We start from the raw sequence: 16,646 nt of genomic DNA, 5'->3' as shown, positions 1-16,646 counted from the left end.
CGTAGTAACCATCAGATTGGCAGAGCCCTCCTAATCAACCGGGAACCCCTACACCCCGCTCAATTCCGAAGCGCCAGTAAACGGCCCGGTCGACCGTCGGGAACTGGGTGGCCGTCATGTCGAGCTGACCCAGGAAGCTGAAGCTTCCGCACGACGTCGACGCATTGTTGATGAACGGCGAATCTTCGCTGAAGTCGATGCGGGCAACCCCATCGGAGATGATCGCCGATTCGAGCGTCCAGCCAACTTCGTCTGAGAACCAGCTGTCGTAGCCGAGGGCCAGTTCATCGGGCGTCGCTCCGGCCAGGAGAGCCTCCATGGCTCCGGCCAGCGTCGCCGGCGGCTCTACGAGGCGCACCACGGGTGAGACGAGCGAGCAGTCGTAGTTGTTCGGATCGGCATCGGGCCCGCCGACCAGATACACCAGCACCTCCACCAGGGCGGGATCGGCATCTGGAGCGGCTGTGGTCGTGGGAGCCGGCGGCGAAGTGGTCGAGGTGGTCGGGGGCAGTGTCGTCTCCACGACCTCGGGGACCGTCGTGTCGGGGATCGTGGTCGGTGTGGTGGTCTCGGGCTGGGCCGTCGTTGGCACCACGGTGGCCTCCGGGGATTCGACGAGCGCCGTACCGCAGGCGGCCAGCATCAGGGCTGTGCCAACCAGGACAGCGATGCTGTTCTTCTTCATGTGCGTTCTCCGCGTCCGCATGGGCGTTCTCCTTGTCGAGCTTCTGCTTCCACCTGATCGTCTCGCAGCCGCGTCTCGACACCGTCACATCGAAGTAACCAATCGGTTACAGCTCCAGGAATGATCGGAAGCAGATCAGGCGGTGAGGCGGGCGAGTGCTTCGGCCGGCTCGAGTCGCTCGATGCCGGGGACATCATCGAAGGCGCGGTCCGGGCTCACCAACACCGACGCCTGACAAGCCAGAGCGGTGGCGGCATGAATGGCATCCCGCATGTGGAGGTCCGAGTGGGTGCGGAACAACTGAAGCCCGACCTGGAGTTCAGTCATCGTCACATCGTGCACCCGGCAGAGTGCGACGATGGAACGGGCTTCATCCACCGCCTGCGATCGGTCGATGCCTTTGCGTGTACGAACGTGCACATACTCCTGGACCGCCTCTGCGCTGATGTCGGCAGTGATGGCCTCGTGCGCGAGGAGGCGAACGAGCTCGCGGCAGGGCTCACGATGGGGATGCTCCCGTCCGACCGCGTAGATGAAAACGGCCGTGTCGACTAGGAGCCTCACGGTGTCATCTCGTCCAGGAACGACTTCTTCATCTCGTCCCAGTCCTCGACCGGCATCGCCGGCGCATCGAGCAACAGCTTGCCCGCCGACACCGGGTCGATGGCGTCCTCGGGGAGCAGTCGATCGATGGCGTTGCGGATCACGGACGCCACGGACGACCCGGACCGGGCTGCTGCTCGTTCAAGCCGTTCATAGCGAGTCGGATCGAGCAAGAGTTGGACCCGGCGTGAGAGCGGCATGCACATACTGTAGCATGTGCATGTTAGGGGTCCGTCTCTCTCGATTCCCGATAGCGACGCCTCGACGCCAGACTCTGCCCATGAGATTTGACGTCGATGCCCTAGCCGATCAGGTGCTCGTCGGACCCGAAGGCGACGAGCATCGCCTCGGCGACCGGTGGGCAACCCAACCGCAAGTGATCCTGTTCCTCCGCCACTTCGGCTGACTGACCTGCCGCGAGCGGGCCGGTCAGGTCCGCGACAGATACGAAGAGATCCTCGCCGCCGGTGCGGGCGTGACCGCCATCGGCACCGGTGGTCGGCGCTACGCCCAGGCCTTCATCGAAGATGAACGGGTTCCGTTCCCGGTTCTGCTCGACGAAGAAGGAACGGCCGCTGAGATCGCCGGGACGAAGAAGCTAGGAGTTGGATCGATCGTCTCCCCTTCAGCCTGGGCCGCCGCAGCCAAGAGCCTGAAGGGCGGCCACCGCCAGAGCCGCTCGGGAAGGCGCCCGTTCCAACTCGGCGCGACACTGGTCATCGGCCCCGGCAATGAGATCCGCTACGCCGACTTTGAGGACTTCGCCGGCGACCACGCCGACATCGACGAAGTACTGTCGGTGCTGACCGGGGAGTAGCGCACCCGGGGGTCATCGGTTCGTCGGATGAACGGGAACCGGAGGCGGCGACCCTGCGTCGGAGGGGCATGAAGACCGTTTTTGTGACACTCATCACATTGGCGCTTGCGCTGACGGCTTGCGGGGACGGCGGCGAGGATCTCGACGTTTCGTCGTGGCCCCGTCCCGATGGCGACTGGGAGCTGGCTGAGGGCGCAGCGACAGTCGACGGCTATCCGATCACGTTGTCGATCGACGGCACCGGGGTGTCGGGGCGGGCAGCATGTAATTCATACGGCGGCGTCGCCGTGGTCAACGGTTCGGCGGTCTCACTTGGCGAGCTGAGCCAGACCGCGATGGGCTGTGAGCCGGCGGTTATGGAGGCCGAAGCCGCATTCCTATCGGCATTGCAGGCGGTGCAGAACTTCCGCTTCGACGGTGAGCGGCTGGTTCTGACCGGTACCTCCACCGATCTGGTGTTCAGGCCGGTTCAGCCGGTTCCGACCTCAGAATTGATCGGCACCCCCTGGGTGCTCGAGACACTGATCGAAGGCGAGACAGCCTCCAGCGTCGCGGGCGAACCGGCCACCCTGCTGCTGGCAGCCGACGGCACCCTGACCGCCTCCACGGGCTGCCGCGCGCTCACCGGAAGCTGGCTCGCCAACGGTGCCGTCATCGTCGTCCCCGAACTGTCGGCAGAAGGCGATTGCCCGGACGACCTCTGGAAACAGGACTCGCTCGTCGTCACCGTGGTCGGAGACGAATTCCGCGCCGAGGTAGAAGGCGACCAACTGACACTCACCTCGATGGGCGGCGACGGATTGGTATACCGGTCCGACGGGTAGTCCTGGTGTGAGCCCCCACGCGGTTGGGCGACGGAGGCTGAGTTTCGCGTTCTCCCCCCACGGAGTGGGGGGAGTGCCCCGGAGGGGCGAGGGGGGCTGCTGGTGTGCGAATGCGCCCTCTCCGCCTCGTGGACTCGGTTTAGTAGTGCCCTTCCGCCTTCCGCCTCGTGGACTCGGCACCTACCCCGCCTTCAGCGAGGAAGGAACGCCGCGTTGCGAGTGGTGTGTGGCAGCTGAGCGGCGCCATTCTGCGTTCTCCCCCCACGGAGTGGGGGGAGTGCCCCGGAGGGGCGAGGGGGGTTCGGGTCTTGCGGTTGGAGCCGGGTCCAGGGCTGGTTTTCGCGTTCTCCCCCCACGGAGTGGGGGAGTCCCGGAGCGAAGCAAAGGGGAGCGGGGCAGCCCTCTACGGTGTGAGTTCCGGGATGCGGTCGGCCCACGGGCGGGCTCGCTCGAGCTGGCCGGCCACCCGGAACAGAAGGTCCTCTTCGCCGAACCGGGCGACGGCTTGCACGCCGATGGGGAGGCCGGCCTCGTTCCAGAAGAGCGGAACGGACATGGCAGGTTGCCCCGTCTGGTTGAAGAGCATCGTGTTCGGCGTGGCAGCTAGCGCCTCGGCGGCGAGTTGATCGAGCACCACATTGAGGAGCTTCCTGGCCGGGAGCTTCTGGAGCGCCTTCATCGCGTTGCGTTCCACGGGCTTCGGCGCCAGCTCTCCGATCAGGACCGGGGGTTTGGCCAGGGTCGGCGTGAGCAACAGGTCGAATTGCTCGAAGAACCGGGCGACACGGCGCGTCTCGCGTCCGATGAGGGCCAGATCGGCGGCCAGCACCGACGCCGGTGTCTTTCGGCCGATGGTGGCCAGGAGCCAGGTTTCGGTTTCGAACAGGTCGGGGGTGGGCTTTCTGCCGGTCAACGCCCTGTAATAGGCGAGGTCTCCGGCCAGCGAGGCGGCCACCACCCGGAGATAGGCGAGGGTCAGCCCTTCCTTGTCGTACTCGATGGTGGACTGGGTCACGTCGTGACCGAGTTCTTCGAACAAGTCCGCCGCGTCGCGAACCGCCGCCCGGCAGTCCGGATGAGTGTCCGTGCCGAAGAGGGCGACGTCGGTGTAGGCCACCCGCAGCCGGTCGGGATCCCGGCCGACTTCATCTGCGAATGGCCGCTCTTTCGGTGGGGCGGCATACGGGGCGCCCGGGTCGACGCCGTCGACGGCATCGAGCAGCACCGCCGAGTCGCGCACCGAACGGGTGACGGCATGCTCCTGGACCAGGCCCATCCACGAATCGCCCAGGTCCGGGCCGAGCGGGACCCGGCCGCGGCTGGGCTTGAGGCCGAACAGCCCGCAGGCCGAAGAGGGGATGCGGATCGAGCCGCCGCCGTCGGCTGCGTGGGCGGCCGGTACGAAACGGGCAGCGACCGCGGCGGCGGCTCCGCCGCTCGAACCACCGGGGGTGTGATCGAGGGCCCATGGATTACGGGTCGGGCCCCACAACTCCGGTTCGGTGATACCCAGCAGCCCGAACTCGGGGAGGTTGGTCTTGCCCAGGACGACCAGCCCGGCGGCGCGAAAACGTGTCACGAGTTCGGAGTCGTGGTCGGGCGTGAAGTTGCGCAGATAGCGGCTGGCGGCGGTGGTCGGCACTCCTGCGTAGTGAGCGAGAAGATCCTTGAGCAAGAACGGAACCCCGCGCAACGGGCCGTCCGGGAGACCGGCCTCGGTCGCCTCCAACGCCCGATCGTAGATCTTGGTGATCACCGCATTGAGCTGCGGATTGAGGCTCTCGATCCGGGTGATGGCGGCCGTGATCAGCTCTTTGGGCTGGACCTCACCGGCGCGGACCAGCGCCGCCAGCCCGACAGCGTCGTGACGGATGTACTCATCGGTTCTCATAGTGACCTCCGACCCGAAACCTACTCCTGTCGATCGCAGCGTCCCCGGAGCAACCGGGATTGCCGCGCCTCAGGACGCATCGCCGGATTCGACCTGGCGGTGCCGGCCGGCGAGACCTGCCGGGCGCTACCGTCGGATCCCTCGAAACCGGCGCGCCGGTAAGGTCTTTTTTCGCGACCTCACGCATGGTGGGTGTCCGTTGCGTAAGTTACCGCGCAAGGGGCAGGGTCCGAATAGGAGTCTGCATGATCGACAGGGATAGCGCCGTCCGTCGTGGGTCGGTCGGCCGGGGGACACGACACGCCATCGTGCTGGTCGAACGCGCGGTGAGGATCGGTGATCCCACGGACAACGCCGTAGAACGGGTCGGGTGCCGTCTGCACCAAAGCATCGTGATTTGCCCGGGCGAACTGCCGCGCCGGCCACAAAGCATTATGAGAAGGGATCGTCCGCGTCGCGTCATCGATGAGTGGCGGCGGATATCGCACCGCTGCCATCGGACGTAGGAGAAAAAGGGGATTCAATGGGCAGGAACATCGTTCTGTGTCTCGACGGCACCGGAAATCAGGTCAAAGCCAAGGGAAACACGAACGTTCTCGGTCTCTACGAGATGCTCGACCTGTCCGACCCCACCCGACAGGTCGCTTTCTACGACCCGGGAGTAGGGACGTTCAGTACTCCCGGAGCGTGGACGCCGCTCTCCAGCCGATTCACCAAGCTGATGGGCCTGGCCTTCGGCACCGGCATCAAGACCAACCTCGAAGAGGCGTACACGTATCTGATCCGCAACTACCAGCCGGGTGATTCCGTGTCCATCTTCGGATTCAGCAGGGGAGCATTTACCGCCCGCGGCCTGGCCGGCCTCACCCACCGTGCCGGCGTGATGCGTCCGGGCGCCGAGAACCTGGTGCCCTATCTGGTCAGGTCGTATACGAAGGGCGACCGCTGGTCGGACGACGACTGGGACAAGGTCGACCGGTTCGCGGCGACCTTCTCCCACGAGATCGGCGGCAGCCACTCGCTGCCGATCCACTACCTCGGCCTGTGGGATTCGGTCAAAGCCCTCGGCTACCTGCGGTTCGACCCCAAATGGCCCTACACGCGGCAACTCCCCAACGCGCGCACCATCCGGCACGCCGTGTCCATCAACGAGCGGCGCCGCCCCTATGAGGAATACCTCGTGCATCCCAAGGGAAAGACCGACCTGCGGGAGGCGTGGTTCGCCGGGGTGCATTCCGATGTCGGTGGCGGCTTCTCTTTCGACAGGGAACTGGCCACCATCGCCCTCAAATGGATGACCGACGGCGCCCTCGATCAGGGCCTCCTGCTGCGGCCGGGCGCCTACAAGAAGGCGTGCTCAGTGTCGAAGAGCGACGCCGAGGGCACCGTGCACGAGATGGGGAAGGTCTGGGCTCTGCTCACGTTCAGGACCCGACCCATCACTCCCGTCGACGCACGCATCCACCAGAGCGTCAAAGACCGCATGGCTGCCATGCCCGCCTACACGATCGGCGCCGACCTCACCAAAGTGCAATGGGAAGATGCCGACTGGACGGCTCCGCATCCCCTGGCCCCCTGAACGGGGCGAACAAAACGCTCGCATGTGACATCGAGGAGTGCCATGCCCAATCCCACGCAACAGATCTTCGAGTGGCTGGCCGGAGCCGGCCTGACCTCCGGGCAGACCGCCGATGCTGTGGTCACCCTCGGCATTCTCGAACACGACCCGACGCTGCTCGACGATCCGGATGTGGCGGCCGCGGTCCGCCGGCGAATCGAGGATGCCCCCGACACCGTCGACTGGAGGGCTCCTCAGCGGAGCTTCGAATGGGTCGATCCCGTCGGAGCGGCGCAGATGGCGACCGGCGCTTCGGGCCGGATCGAGCTGAGCAGCGACCGCTTTACAGCCGGCTGTGCCTACGACTGGCTGCGGGCGATCGTCGAACCGGAACGGGGCTACACGGGGTTCCTCGGTGCCCCGCCCGGCCGCGGCCCTTTGGACTGGCGGTGGCCGCTGCGCATCGGATTCATGGAGGATCCGGCCTCGATAGGGCTGCGGGCAGACCTCGAGGTCAACCTCTGGTGGCCGGAACTGTGGACGCTGGGGGACGCCGTCGACGGATGCGACGTGCTGTTACTGCCCTGGTCTGCGACGGAAGCCGACCTGACCGATGTGGCAGAACCGACCGCGCCAGGGCTCGTGGTCGCCCTTGGGCCAATCGACGTCGAGACTGCAGAGGTGTCGCGCGTTGCCGACCGGCTCGCCCTCAGGACCGGAGCCTGGGGGTGCCACCTGGCCGACGGACCGCCGTCGGCGGCTGAATGGGTCAACTGGTTGATCGAGGGACTCTCCCACGACGAACCGCTCGACCGGGTGCTGGGCAGAGTGAATCTCATGCGGACGGGCCGGGCCGGATTTACGACCATGTCCGATCGACTGATCCGGGAGAGCCGCCTGTCGCGGGTTGTCGAACAGTTCGTCCGGCATCTCCAACAGCTCGAGGGTTTCGAGATCGAGGTACCGGTCGAGGTCGGCCAGTTTCTCGGCGGCTTCACGTTGGGCGGACCTGCTCGGGCCGGGGACATCGGAGAGCAGCTCGGGGCGCTGTTCGGAGGGTTCGGCTACGTCGGAGAGACCCATGAGGCCACCGGGCTGGCGTTGCTGATGTCGGCGGCCGGTGAACTCCCGGAACTCGAACCGATGGCCACTGCTTCACGGGGTAGGCCGTCAGACGAAGGCAGCTCGACGCGCATCCTCAACGGGGCCGTCAGGCGCGGAACAGGCGATCACCGGCTGGCACTCAGCCGCGGTGAAACGTACACCCTGGCGGTATGGATCGGCGAGCCGACCGAACGTTCGATCACCGCCGACGGTGCACCGCCCGTTCCGGTTCCGGCCGACGATCTCACCTGGCCCAAAGACATCGGGGTCGTGTTCGTGTGCGAAGGGAACCGCCGGGAGACCCAGCGAGCGACGATTGCACTGGCCGAACACGGCGACTCCGAGCCGGTTGAGTTCTCTCTCGAGTTCGCCGAAACCGGCGAGGCCTTCGGCCGAATCGCACTCGTGTATCAGGGGCGGGTCCTGCAAACGGCCGTGTTCCGGGCGGCGGTGGTGGCGGCCAATCCGTCCCGTATCGGGCGTCCGGTCATCGAGGTCGAGGCCATCGTGCGGGCCAGCTTCGCCACATTGGTCCAGCAGGAGCCCTTCGATCTCAGCGTCGTCGTCAACCAGAACGACCGGGGATCCAAGGCAGCCACGGTGATCCGCGATACGGGCGTCACGCTGCGCTCAGTCGACGGTCTCACGGCGGAGCGAGACCAGCTGATCGGTCTGCTCACCGCGGTCGCTGATGATCCCGACGCCTTCGCTTCGATGGAAGCGGAGGACACACTGCAACTTGTGTTCGACCTGGCCACCATCGGCGAAGGCATGCACCAGACGTTCGTCACCGACCACGGAATTCCTGCCGAATTCTTCGAGCAGGGCCGCCTCCAGATCATCTCCGCCGCCCCCGACTCCTACCTCCCGGTGGAAGTGTTCTACTCACGGCCGGCCCCGACCGTCGTGGAACTGTGTCCCGACTGGAAGGTATCCGTCCTGAGCGGCAACTGTGCCTCGTGCGACGCCTTGGGCGAAGAGGACGACCTCCCCGTGTGCCTCACCGGATTCTGGGGGGTCCGCTTCATCGTCGAGCGGCACGCTCATGATCCAGGCTTCACCGAGCTGCCCGGCGACTACCGGCTCCAGGCCGAACCGACCAGCGGGCGTGATCAGTTGAACCCGTTCGCATCGGTGCTGTGGGGCATGAGCGCCAACGTCAGCCAAGCCGACCAGGACACGCTCGCCGCCAGACTGGCCGGGGGAGGATTCCCGGTCGCCCGGGCGGCCGGCTGGGACGAGTTCCAGGACCTCGCCGGCGCCGAAGAACGATCGATGATCTTCTTGCTCCCCCACACGGATCGGCTGGGTGTGGCGGCCGCCATGGAGATCGGCGGCGACGAACTCGAGCGGGTCAATCAGGTGGGCAACCGGCTGGGTGCGGGTGAGGAGCCCAAGCTGGCGGTCTTGCTGGGTTGTGAGACCGCCCGGCCGGACATACCGTTCCAGGGATTGGTGCCCCGCTTCAGGCGCGCCGGGGTTTCCGTAGTCGTGAGCACCATCACCACCATCCTCGGACGGCATGCCGTCCCCGTGGCCGTTGAGCTCCTCGATCTCCTGGCCGCCGGGGTCGAGGCGCCGACCGAGGGTGTGGGAGACGTGTTGCGCCAATTGCGCAGGAAGGCGCTTGCCGACGGTTACCCGATGGTGCTGTCGGTAGTGGCGTTCGGGGACGCCGATTGGAGGATTGCCCGATGAACTTGTTCCGGATCGAGATGCTGCCTGCTGAGGAGGGCGACGCCCTCTGGATCGAATACGGCGACCCGGGCAAACCCCGGCGGATGCTGATCGATGCAGGTGTGTTCGGAACGTACGATGCCGTCAAAGCCAGGATCGATGCAATCGACGGCAGGCGGCGTATCGAGCTGATGGTGGTGACACACATCGACAACGACCATATCGACGCCATGGTGAAGCTTCTGGGTGGAGATCTCGGGATCCAGGTCGGCGACTTCTGGTTCAACGCCTGGGACCAGATCCGGGAGGACACCCTCGGTGCGAAACAGGGAGAGATGCTGTCCGATCGAATCGCCGAGCAAGGCTTTCGCCACAATCGCAAGACGAAGGGAGGGCCCATCGGCATTCCTTCTGACGAACACGAGCGGCTGCCCGCTTTCGCCCTGCCCGGCGGGATGAGAATCACGGTCCTCGGGCCGACCCGTGCCGATCTGACTGCGCTTCGCAAGGCGTGGAAGCAGACGATCGAAGACGCCGGCCTCGAGCCCGGCGGCGAGTTCACCGGGGCGAAACTCGCCCAGGAATCTCCCAAGTACCAGAAGGACAGGCTCGGGAGCCGCCCCCCGAACCTCGAGCGGTGGGCCAACCGGGCGTTTGCTGAGGACGGCAGCAAGCCCAACGCCAGCAGCATCAGCTTCCTGGCCGAATACGGCAACCGCCGCGTGCTGTTCACGGGTGACGCCCGGAGTAATTCACTGGTCGAAGGACTCGACCGGCTGATAGAGGAACGGGCGCTCCAGAAGCTCGAGATCGACGCCTTGAAGGTGCCCCACCACGGCAGCAAGCACAACGTCTCCAACGAGTTGATGCAGAGGCTCGACTGCCGGCATTTCCTGATTTCCTCCAGTGGCAACCGCTTTCATCATCCCGACGACGACGCGGTGGCCAGGCTCATCTTCCACAGCGACCACCCGACCCTCCATTTCAACTACCGATCCTCCGACAACGAGGATTGGGACCGGCCCAACTGGAAGAGCGAGCTCGGCTACGAAGCGGTCTACCCGCCGGCCGGCCAACCGGGACTCGTTGTCGAGTTCGAAGTAGACGAAGGATCGATCTGAACGGTTCTGGAGAATGCCGATGCGGCCGACATCTTCAGCCTCTTTCCTCACTCTGGGGGACTGGATCGGATAGCATCCGTCCGCTGGCCTGGTAATGAACTTTGGTGGCGCTTTGGTGCTCCGTCGGACACTGTGGGTGACATCCCTAGAAGGAGACGCAAGATGCGCAGAATCGTGATTGCTATCGCCTCGGCGGCCCTGATGCTCTCAGCGTGTGGCAACGCGGCTGAGAATCTCACCGAACGGATCGTGGAGAGCGAATCCGGCGGCGACATCGAGATCAGCGACGATTCGATCGTCTTCCAGTCCGACGACGGCGATGCGACCATGACGGTCACCGGCGACGATGAAGGCGTCTCGATCATCGGCACCGACGAATCCGGCGAGGACATCACTATTCAGATGGGCGGCACCCAAGTCCCGGACGACTTCCCGATGCCGATCTTCAACCCGAGCGAGGTGACAAACGTCTCATCGTTCGAGATGGCAAGCGGATCGTCGTACAGCGTCACCCTCGAGATCGATCCCGGCGACGCGGCGGATGCCATCGCCTTCTACAAGGACTGGATCGAGGGAGAGTCGATGTCGATGACCTCTTCGAATGAGATGGTGATCGGCGAAGGCGAAGAAGCTACCGCCATCGTGCAGGTCGCCGAGTACGGGGACTACTCGGAGGTGGTCATGACCTGGACTCCGAACTCCTAGACACCCACTGACGGCGCGAACATCTGCACGCCGGGCCGCCTTCTCGTGTAGCCGGCCCGGCCGGGTCTGCGACGGAGTGCATAGTGAGGGAGGCGGGTGACTAGGTCGGGCTCACGGTTGGGGCCTCCAGATTCGCCCGCGAATGGTGGCGCCGGGAATCCCGATCAACTGCTCCTCGAAACCGATCCCATCACCAGTGGGGTTCATGTGGGTGACGAACCCGTTCGGCTGGCTAGCCATCCAGTGCGGCAACCACACCAACGCAGCCACGGCGGTGGATCCAAGAAAGTCATCCGTGTAGGTGCCAGCCTCGACGCACGGATATGAGCTGGGATAGGTCGTCTGGACGCTCAGGTCGAACCCGACCGGAGCGAACTCCACCGTCCACGGGGCGTTGATGTTGGGACGCTCGGTCACTGCTCCGGTGACCATCACCTGATAGTCGGCTAGCACAGAATACGGCGGCCAATAGACGGCGTCGTTCACCTCGCAGCGCGCCTCGCCGCCCCCCTCGACCCTCCCCGTGCCTGCTCCGATCAACGCATCGAAATCGGGCTCGACGAAGAATTCGCCGGAGGATTCGGCCGTGACGAGGCTGTGGCCGTCGTCGAACGTGATGGTGGTCGCGAACTGCCACATGGCCTCAGTGGCGATCGACGTCTCCGCGGATGCCTTCACTGTGCCGACCGTGCCCTTGGCTTCCACTTTGGCCCAGATGGTTGCTCGACAGGCCTTGTCTCCTGCGGTGAAAGTTGTGGCCCAGATGGTCCCCTCAACCTGACCGGTGGGCGGTTCCCAGGTTCCGCACTCGTTCTTGACCTCGATAACTTCAGGTGACTCGGCCGGCCCGCCGGCTAGATCGGTGATCTCAATCGTGAAGTCCTGAGAAGCGCCGACGTCGACCACGGCCCGTTCTGGGTCGAACTCGGCGCAGATGCCGGCCTTGGCCAGCGGCTCGACCATCTCGGACCATCGGTCGACGGCTGCTTGGGCTGCGGCGCCGGCGGATTCTCCAGTCGCTTCCAGGCCGGCCAGACGGCGGCCGTTTTCTATGTCGTACAGGGTGGCAGTGAAGAACCAGGACTCGCCAGCCTGAACGTTGTCTAGTTCCAGCAGAAACTCAGTGCCCAGAGCTCCGCCTATGTCGATCGACAAATCCTCATCGGAGCCGAAGAGCTGTCGGGCTGCTTCCAGGTCCATCATGACCCGGATGTCATCGGCGGTGATGATTCCCAGCCGCGGTAGTTCAGGCATGAGCATTGTCGCCCAATGCCCCATGAGAAGCTCAATGTTCCCTACGTCTTCTCCTACCGGACTGTTGATGAAGAGTTTCTGACACTCCTCCCCGGACCGGATTCCTCCACCGACCTGCATGGCGCCGGCCGCCACGTGGATCGGAGCCGAGAGCAGGCCTCCCGATGTGGCCATCATGGGCGGGATGGGCAGCGCCCCGGTGAGCGAGAACACCGCGCAAGTGAACTGAATGTCGAGGTTGATGGTGCCCAGCGAACCTTCGATAGTGCCTGTGAACGCCCCTCCGATAGCATCTAGTCCGTCGATGCGACCCACCTCGATTTCACCCGACACAGTTCCTTCGGATACGTCGTCGGCGAAGATGTCGTTGAGTAGCAGCGCACCTTCGTGCAGCCCCGTGTCGACCGGCGGACCGAGCGTCAGGGTGTAGTACCACGGATCGGCCGAACTGGCACCGAAGGTGACCTCGAGCGCCCCGTCCGATACCGAGCAGTCGGTGTACCCCTCCTGCTCGAAAGAGAGGTCACCGGTGGCCGTCGTCGAGTATGTCCACAAGTCGTCGGCCGTAAGGCCGCCGAGATAGTCGCCGGTGTCGGGTCCTGAATCCACCGCAGCTGTGAGGTCGGAGACGTCGACGTAGGCGCCGCACGCCGCTTTGACCAGCTGGGGCGAGCCGGCCGGGACGGTGCCGTCGTCGAGGATCGCCGAGATGAAGGCCGAACCGGGTAGAAGGTCGAGCTGGAAACGGCCGTCGTCGGTGCGAGTTCTCAGCGGGTATGGAGATCCGGCGGTGTGGACGGTCACCACGCCCGGGACGCCGAGGTCACCGGTGATTCCGCTCGGCTCGTCGCAGCTCCGTATGCGGAGGTCGCCGGACGCCACCCGGGGCTCCTCCTCGGCGTACTGATCGGCCAGGATGTCCGGGCGATCGGCCACTACCCGCACCGACCCCTCGAACCCGGCGGGAAGGCTGAGAACATGTCGTCCCTCGGCCAGTCCGGTTGCCCCGGATCCCGCCGGCACCGGAGCCAGCCCCAGCAGCAAGTGTGGGATGAGCCGCTGCACCGAGCCATCACCCGACCGGAGTTCGATGGCAGCCACCATGCCGGTGTCGATCCCGTGGACGAGTACCTCGATCTCGGGAGACTCGCCCGGCCGCACGTACCCTGCACCCAGCACGGCCAGGCCGGGAGCATCCATAACGGTTATCGACCCCCAGGCCTCCCCGTCACCAAGACGCATTCCGTATCGCCCGGGATTCGATCCGGCCGGAATCGCAAGCGAGGCCGACCCCGCCTCCATCCGGGCCGTCGACAGATCGCCATCCGGGCCGATGAGGAAGACGTCGCCATTCAGACGGGCATCGCCGGTGACGGCCACGCTGTTTCCCGACTCTGCCAACTCTGTTGTAGAGCTCAGGATGGGGAGCACGGGGATCTCGCCCCCAGAGCCTTCGGGGTCCGGCGGGGGGTCCTCACCTGTCTGCGGAGGATTGTCGACGGAGGTGCCGGCGGGTGTACCGCGGTCGACCGTAGTTGGTGACGACTGGGATCCGCCGGTGCAGGCAGACGCCGCCAGAGCCAGCACCAAACAGATCACGACGCGGTTCGATTTCACGATGAGCTCCTCCATCCTCGATGGTCTCATAGTCCGGTGGGCCGCCAAACTACCGCCAAAGCCGGCTGCGGAGCGTCGATTCACCTGCCGTCCGGCCGGGACCTACAAACCCAGCGAGCGGCCGATGAGCTCTTTCATGATCTCGGTGGTTCCGCCGTAGATCGTTTGCACCCGGCTGTCTGCGAACATCCCGGAGATCGGATACTCCTTCATGTAGCCGTAGCCGCCGTGGAGCTGCAGGCAGCGATCCATCACCTTGACCTGGAGTTCTGTGGTCCACCACTTCGCCATTGCCGCCACATCCGGCGAGAGGGTACCGGCGTTGAGTTCGGTGATGCAGCGGTCGACGAATACCTGGGCGATCTCGGCTTCCGTGGCGATCTCGGCCATCGTGAACCGGTTGTGCTGGAACGTCCCGATCGGCCGGCCGAAGGCGGTCCGTTCCTTGACGTAGTCCATGGTCACTTCGAACGCCCGGCGCACCGCAGCGGCAGCCATGACGGCGATGACCAGCCGCTCCTGCGGCAGATTCTGCACGAGGGAGAAGAAGGCCGATCCTTCCATTCCCAGCAGATTGCCGGCCGGCACCCGGACGTCGCTGAAGAAGAGCTCGGAGGTGTCCTGGGCCTTGAGGCCGAGCTTGTCGAGGTTGCGACCCCGCTCTAAGCCGTCCATAGCGCGCTCGACCACCAGCAGACTGAGCCCGCGATGCGGGTCGTCCGACGTGCGGGCCACCACGATCACCAGATCGGCCAGCTGGCCGTTGGTGATGAACGTCTTCGCCCCGTTCAGGAGATAGCCGTCACCCTCCTTGACCGCCCTGGTGCGGATGGCGGCCAGGTCGCTGCCGGTGCCCGGCTCCGTCATGGCGATGGCCCCGATGGTGGTTCCGGCCACCATGGAGGGCAGCCAGCGCTGCTTCTGCTCGTCGGTGCCGAGCGCGGTCAGGTACGGCACGACGATGTCGCTGTGCACGCTGAAGCCCGGGCCGCTGGCCCGGACCCGGGTCTGCTCCTCGATGAGGATGGCCGGGAAGCGAAAATCGTTGACCCCCGGTCCTCCGAACTCCTCGGGCACAGAGTGGGCGAGATGGCCCTGGGCGCCGGCCTTCTCCCACAGCGCTCGCGGTACGACACCGGCCTCTTCCCAGGCGTCGTGGAACGGCGCTACCTCTTTCTCGAAGAATTCCCTGGCGGCAGATCGGTAGAGGTCGTGCTCTTCGGTGAAGATCGTGCGAGTCAGCATCCTTCGATCATCGCAGATCCGGTGGCGGCCGGTTCATGCTTCCAGCGTCGTTCGTCAGGCGATGACCGGTTTCACGCCTGCGGCAGAAATGGGGTGCTTGCTGGGGTTTCTCCGACATGGTGTCGACCTGCCCCTTCGCCGGCCTTCCAGGTACTGGCGGCCGGACCCATGAATATTCACAAAACCGCATGTCAGAGGTGGTTTCTTCCTTTTCCGACAAAGGGTCGAATGGCCCTACGCGGCGAGCGCGGTCATAGTCGAGAATCAATGATGACTTCGGATATATGACGCGCAGGGGAGAAGATACAAATGCGCCTAACAAGCGGGTATCCCGCAATAAGCCCGAGATTGACCGTGATTGTGCTCGTGATGGGCATGATCCTGGCCGCCTGTGCTGGTGCAGCCGGTGAAGCCGGTCCTGCTGGTCCTGCCGGTCCTGCTGGTCCTGCCGGTCCTGCCGGTGCCGACGGCGCCGATGGTACCGCGGCCAGTGCGACCGATTTGACCTGTACGGAGTGCCACAACGACACCACGTTGCTCACCGGCAAGCAGACTGCCTGGGCAGACTCACTGCACGGAACCGGTGAGGCGTACGTGCGCGGCACCAGCGCCAGCTGCGCCGGATGTCACTCCGGTGGAGCTTTCATCGCCATGGTGGCGGCGGGCCAGAATCCTTCAACGGTTGAGGTTGGCGACGCCAACCCGACCCGTCAGGATTGCCGCACCTGCCACGAGATCCACACCAGCTACACGGGTGCCGACTGGGCGCTGAGGACGACGGATCCCATTGAACTCTATGCCTTTGAAGGTGTCACGTTTGACGGTGGTCAGGGCAACTTGTGTGTCAACTGCCACCAGCCGCGTCGCCAGATCGACGAAGCAGTCGACGGGATGATCGAAGTAACCAGCACGCACTGGGGACCCCACCACGGGCCACAGAGCGCAATGTTGCTTGGTCTTGCCGGAGCGGACTCCGATGGGCTGACGCTCGTGGGAAGCGCCGCCGGGCACGCCACCCTGGTGGCCGACACCTGCGTGACCTGCCACGTTGGCGACAGCGCCAACCACGGCTTCGAGCCGGACGTTGCGGTCTGCCAGGAATGCCACTCCGGTGCCGAGAACTTCGATATCAACGGCGTCCAGACCGAGGTGCAAGAGTTGCTCGACACTCTCGAAGCAGCCCTGATCGCCAAGGGCTGGCTCGACGATGAAGGGCATCCGACGGTCGCGGCCATCCCAGCGGGGGAAGCCGCCGCACTGTGGAACTGGATCTATGTCGCCCACGAAGACAAGAGCCTGGGTGTCCACAACCCTGGATACACCAAGCTGCTGCTCGAAGAAGGAATCGCCACCCTGGGCGGATAGTTCCCGAAGCGAAACCGAAGCAATACCAAAGCGGGGCTGCCGGACGGCAGCCCCGCTTCTCGTTGGCCTGCTTCGTGGTGCCCGCGTTCTCGGGTCTCAGATCCCGGCTAGACACCCCAGGGTTGTATCTTGTCAAGCGGCGGCTTTGTCTCGTGTTGTCTGGCGGTGGGCCCAGGCGGT

15 protein-coding genes are annotated in these 16,646 nt (G+C 65.1%); 8 read left to right on the top strand and 7 right to left on the bottom strand.

Annotation, left to right across the window (positions count from 1 at the left end; translation table 11 throughout):
* Positions 1-34 precede the first annotated feature (34 nt).
* From P1T08_16325 to P1T08_16315, 3 genes are all read right to left on the bottom strand, one after another.
* A complete protein-coding gene (locus tag P1T08_16325; protein ID MDF1597646.1) occupies positions 35-685 on the bottom strand; it encodes a GerMN domain-containing protein in 651 nt (216 codons plus the stop codon).
* Positions 686-820: 135 nt separating this feature from the next.
* Complete coding sequence (locus tag P1T08_16320) at positions 821-1,249, bottom strand: type II toxin-antitoxin system VapC family toxin (GenBank protein MDF1597645.1); 429 nt, start codon at positions 1,247-1,249, stop codon at positions 821-823.
* A complete protein-coding gene (locus tag P1T08_16315; GenBank protein ID MDF1597644.1) occupies positions 1,246-1,488 on the bottom strand; it encodes an antitoxin in 243 nt (80 codons plus the stop codon). Before P1T08_16315 ends, P1T08_16320 begins: the two co-directional genes overlap by 4 nt.
* Positions 1,489-1,568: 80 nt before the next feature.
* Here P1T08_16315 and P1T08_16310 point away from each other — a divergent pair, with 80 nt between their 5' ends.
* The 3 genes from P1T08_16310 (at position 1,569) to P1T08_16300 (ending at position 2,929) form a co-directional block, all read left to right on the top strand.
* The gene (locus tag P1T08_16310; GenBank protein MDF1597643.1) at positions 1,569-1,694 is read left to right on the top strand and encodes a hypothetical protein; all 126 of its coding nucleotides are present in this window, start codon (positions 1,569-1,571) and stop codon (positions 1,692-1,694) included.
* Positions 1,695-2,105: a peroxiredoxin-like family protein gene (locus P1T08_16305; protein ID MDF1597642.1), complete on the top strand. Its 411-nt coding sequence runs from the start codon at positions 1,695-1,697 to the stop codon at positions 2,103-2,105.
* A gap of 68 nt (positions 2,106-2,173) precedes the next feature.
* A complete protein-coding gene (locus P1T08_16300; GenBank protein ID MDF1597641.1) occupies positions 2,174-2,929 on the top strand; it encodes an META domain-containing protein in 756 nt (251 codons plus the stop codon).
* Between the two features lie 403 nt (positions 2,930-3,332).
* Here P1T08_16300 and P1T08_16295 read toward each other — a convergent pair whose 3' ends face one another.
* Both P1T08_16295 and P1T08_16290 read right to left on the bottom strand, forming a co-directional pair.
* Positions 3,333-4,820: an amidase gene (locus tag P1T08_16295; protein MDF1597640.1), complete on the bottom strand. Its 1,488-nt coding sequence runs from the start codon at positions 4,818-4,820 to the stop codon at positions 3,333-3,335.
* 179 nt (positions 4,821-4,999) lie between these two features.
* Positions 5,000-5,317, bottom strand: a complete 318-nt coding sequence (locus tag P1T08_16290; protein ID MDF1597639.1) for a hypothetical protein — start codon at positions 5,315-5,317, stop codon at positions 5,000-5,002.
* A gap of 26 nt (positions 5,318-5,343) precedes the next feature.
* Between P1T08_16290 and P1T08_16285 the strand changes: the two genes are divergently transcribed.
* From P1T08_16285 to P1T08_16270, 4 genes are all read left to right on the top strand, one after another.
* Positions 5,344-6,399, top strand: a complete 1,056-nt coding sequence (locus tag P1T08_16285; GenBank protein MDF1597638.1) for a DUF2235 domain-containing protein — start codon at positions 5,344-5,346, stop codon at positions 6,397-6,399.
* Positions 6,400-6,441: 42 nt separating this feature from the next.
* Positions 6,442-9,180 (top strand): hypothetical protein, encoded by a 2,739-nt coding sequence (locus P1T08_16280; GenBank protein ID MDF1597637.1) that lies wholly within the window; start codon positions 6,442-6,444, stop codon positions 9,178-9,180.
* Positions 9,177-10,280, top strand: coding sequence for a hypothetical protein (locus P1T08_16275; GenBank protein MDF1597636.1), 1,104 nt, complete (start codon positions 9,177-9,179; stop codon positions 10,278-10,280). Before P1T08_16280 ends, P1T08_16275 begins: the two co-directional genes overlap by 4 nt.
* A gap of 162 nt (positions 10,281-10,442) precedes the next feature.
* Complete coding sequence (locus tag P1T08_16270; GenBank protein MDF1597635.1) at positions 10,443-10,985, top strand: hypothetical protein; 543 nt, start codon at positions 10,443-10,445, stop codon at positions 10,983-10,985.
* A 111-nt stretch (positions 10,986-11,096) separates the two neighbouring features.
* On the opposite strand, the gene P1T08_16265 is transcribed toward P1T08_16270, so the two are convergent.
* Positions 11,097-13,856, bottom strand: coding sequence for a hypothetical protein (locus tag P1T08_16265; protein MDF1597634.1), 2,760 nt, complete (start codon positions 13,854-13,856; stop codon positions 11,097-11,099).
* 102 nt (positions 13,857-13,958) lie between these two features.
* Positions 13,959-15,098 (bottom strand): acyl-CoA dehydrogenase family protein, encoded by a 1,140-nt coding sequence (locus tag P1T08_16260; protein MDF1597633.1) that lies wholly within the window; start codon positions 15,096-15,098, stop codon positions 13,959-13,961.
* 312 nt (positions 15,099-15,410) lie between these two features.
* Here P1T08_16260 and P1T08_16255 point away from each other — a divergent pair, with 312 nt between their 5' ends.
* Positions 15,411-16,466, top strand: coding sequence for a hypothetical protein (locus tag P1T08_16255; protein MDF1597632.1), 1,056 nt, complete (start codon positions 15,411-15,413; stop codon positions 16,464-16,466).
* Positions 16,467-16,646: the final 180 nt, after the last annotated feature.

This window comes from Acidimicrobiia bacterium (genome assembly GCA_029210695.1).
Classification (GTDB): Bacteria; Actinomycetota; Acidimicrobiia; order Spongiisociales; family JAHEDJ01; genus JAHEDJ01.
The sequence above is the reverse complement of the archived record's forward strand: the minus strand, read 5'-3'. Positions and strand labels throughout refer to the sequence as shown.

Bases quoted from the DNA above. Each gene is read 5' to 3' on its own strand.
- P1T08_16325 (MDF1597646.1), bottom strand. From the start codon at position 685: ATGAAGAAGAACAGCATCGCTGTCCTGGTTGGCACAGCCCTGATGCTG.
- P1T08_16315 (MDF1597644.1), bottom strand. From the start codon at position 1,488: ATGCCGCTCTCACGCCGGGTCCAACTCTTGCTCGATCCGACTCGCTAT.
- P1T08_16310 (MDF1597643.1), top strand. From the start codon at position 1,569: ATGAGATTTGACGTCGATGCCCTAGCCGATCAGGTGCTCGTCGGACCC.
- P1T08_16300 (MDF1597641.1), top strand. From the start codon at position 2,174: ATGAAGACCGTTTTTGTGACACTCATCACATTGGCGCTTGCGCTGACG.
- P1T08_16295 (MDF1597640.1), bottom strand. From the start codon at position 4,820: ATGAGAACCGATGAGTACATCCGTCACGACGCTGTCGGGCTGGCGGCG.
- P1T08_16290 (MDF1597639.1), bottom strand. From the start codon at position 5,317: ATGGCAGCGGTGCGATATCCGCCGCCACTCATCGATGACGCGACGCGG.
- P1T08_16285 (MDF1597638.1), top strand. From the start codon at position 5,344: ATGGGCAGGAACATCGTTCTGTGTCTCGACGGCACCGGAAATCAGGTC.
- P1T08_16280 (MDF1597637.1), top strand. From the start codon at position 6,442: ATGCCCAATCCCACGCAACAGATCTTCGAGTGGCTGGCCGGAGCCGGC.
- P1T08_16275 (MDF1597636.1), top strand. From the start codon at position 9,177: ATGAACTTGTTCCGGATCGAGATGCTGCCTGCTGAGGAGGGCGACGCC.
- P1T08_16270 (MDF1597635.1), top strand. From the start codon at position 10,443: ATGCGCAGAATCGTGATTGCTATCGCCTCGGCGGCCCTGATGCTCTCA.
- P1T08_16255 (MDF1597632.1), top strand. From the start codon at position 15,411: ATGCGCCTAACAAGCGGGTATCCCGCAATAAGCCCGAGATTGACCGTG.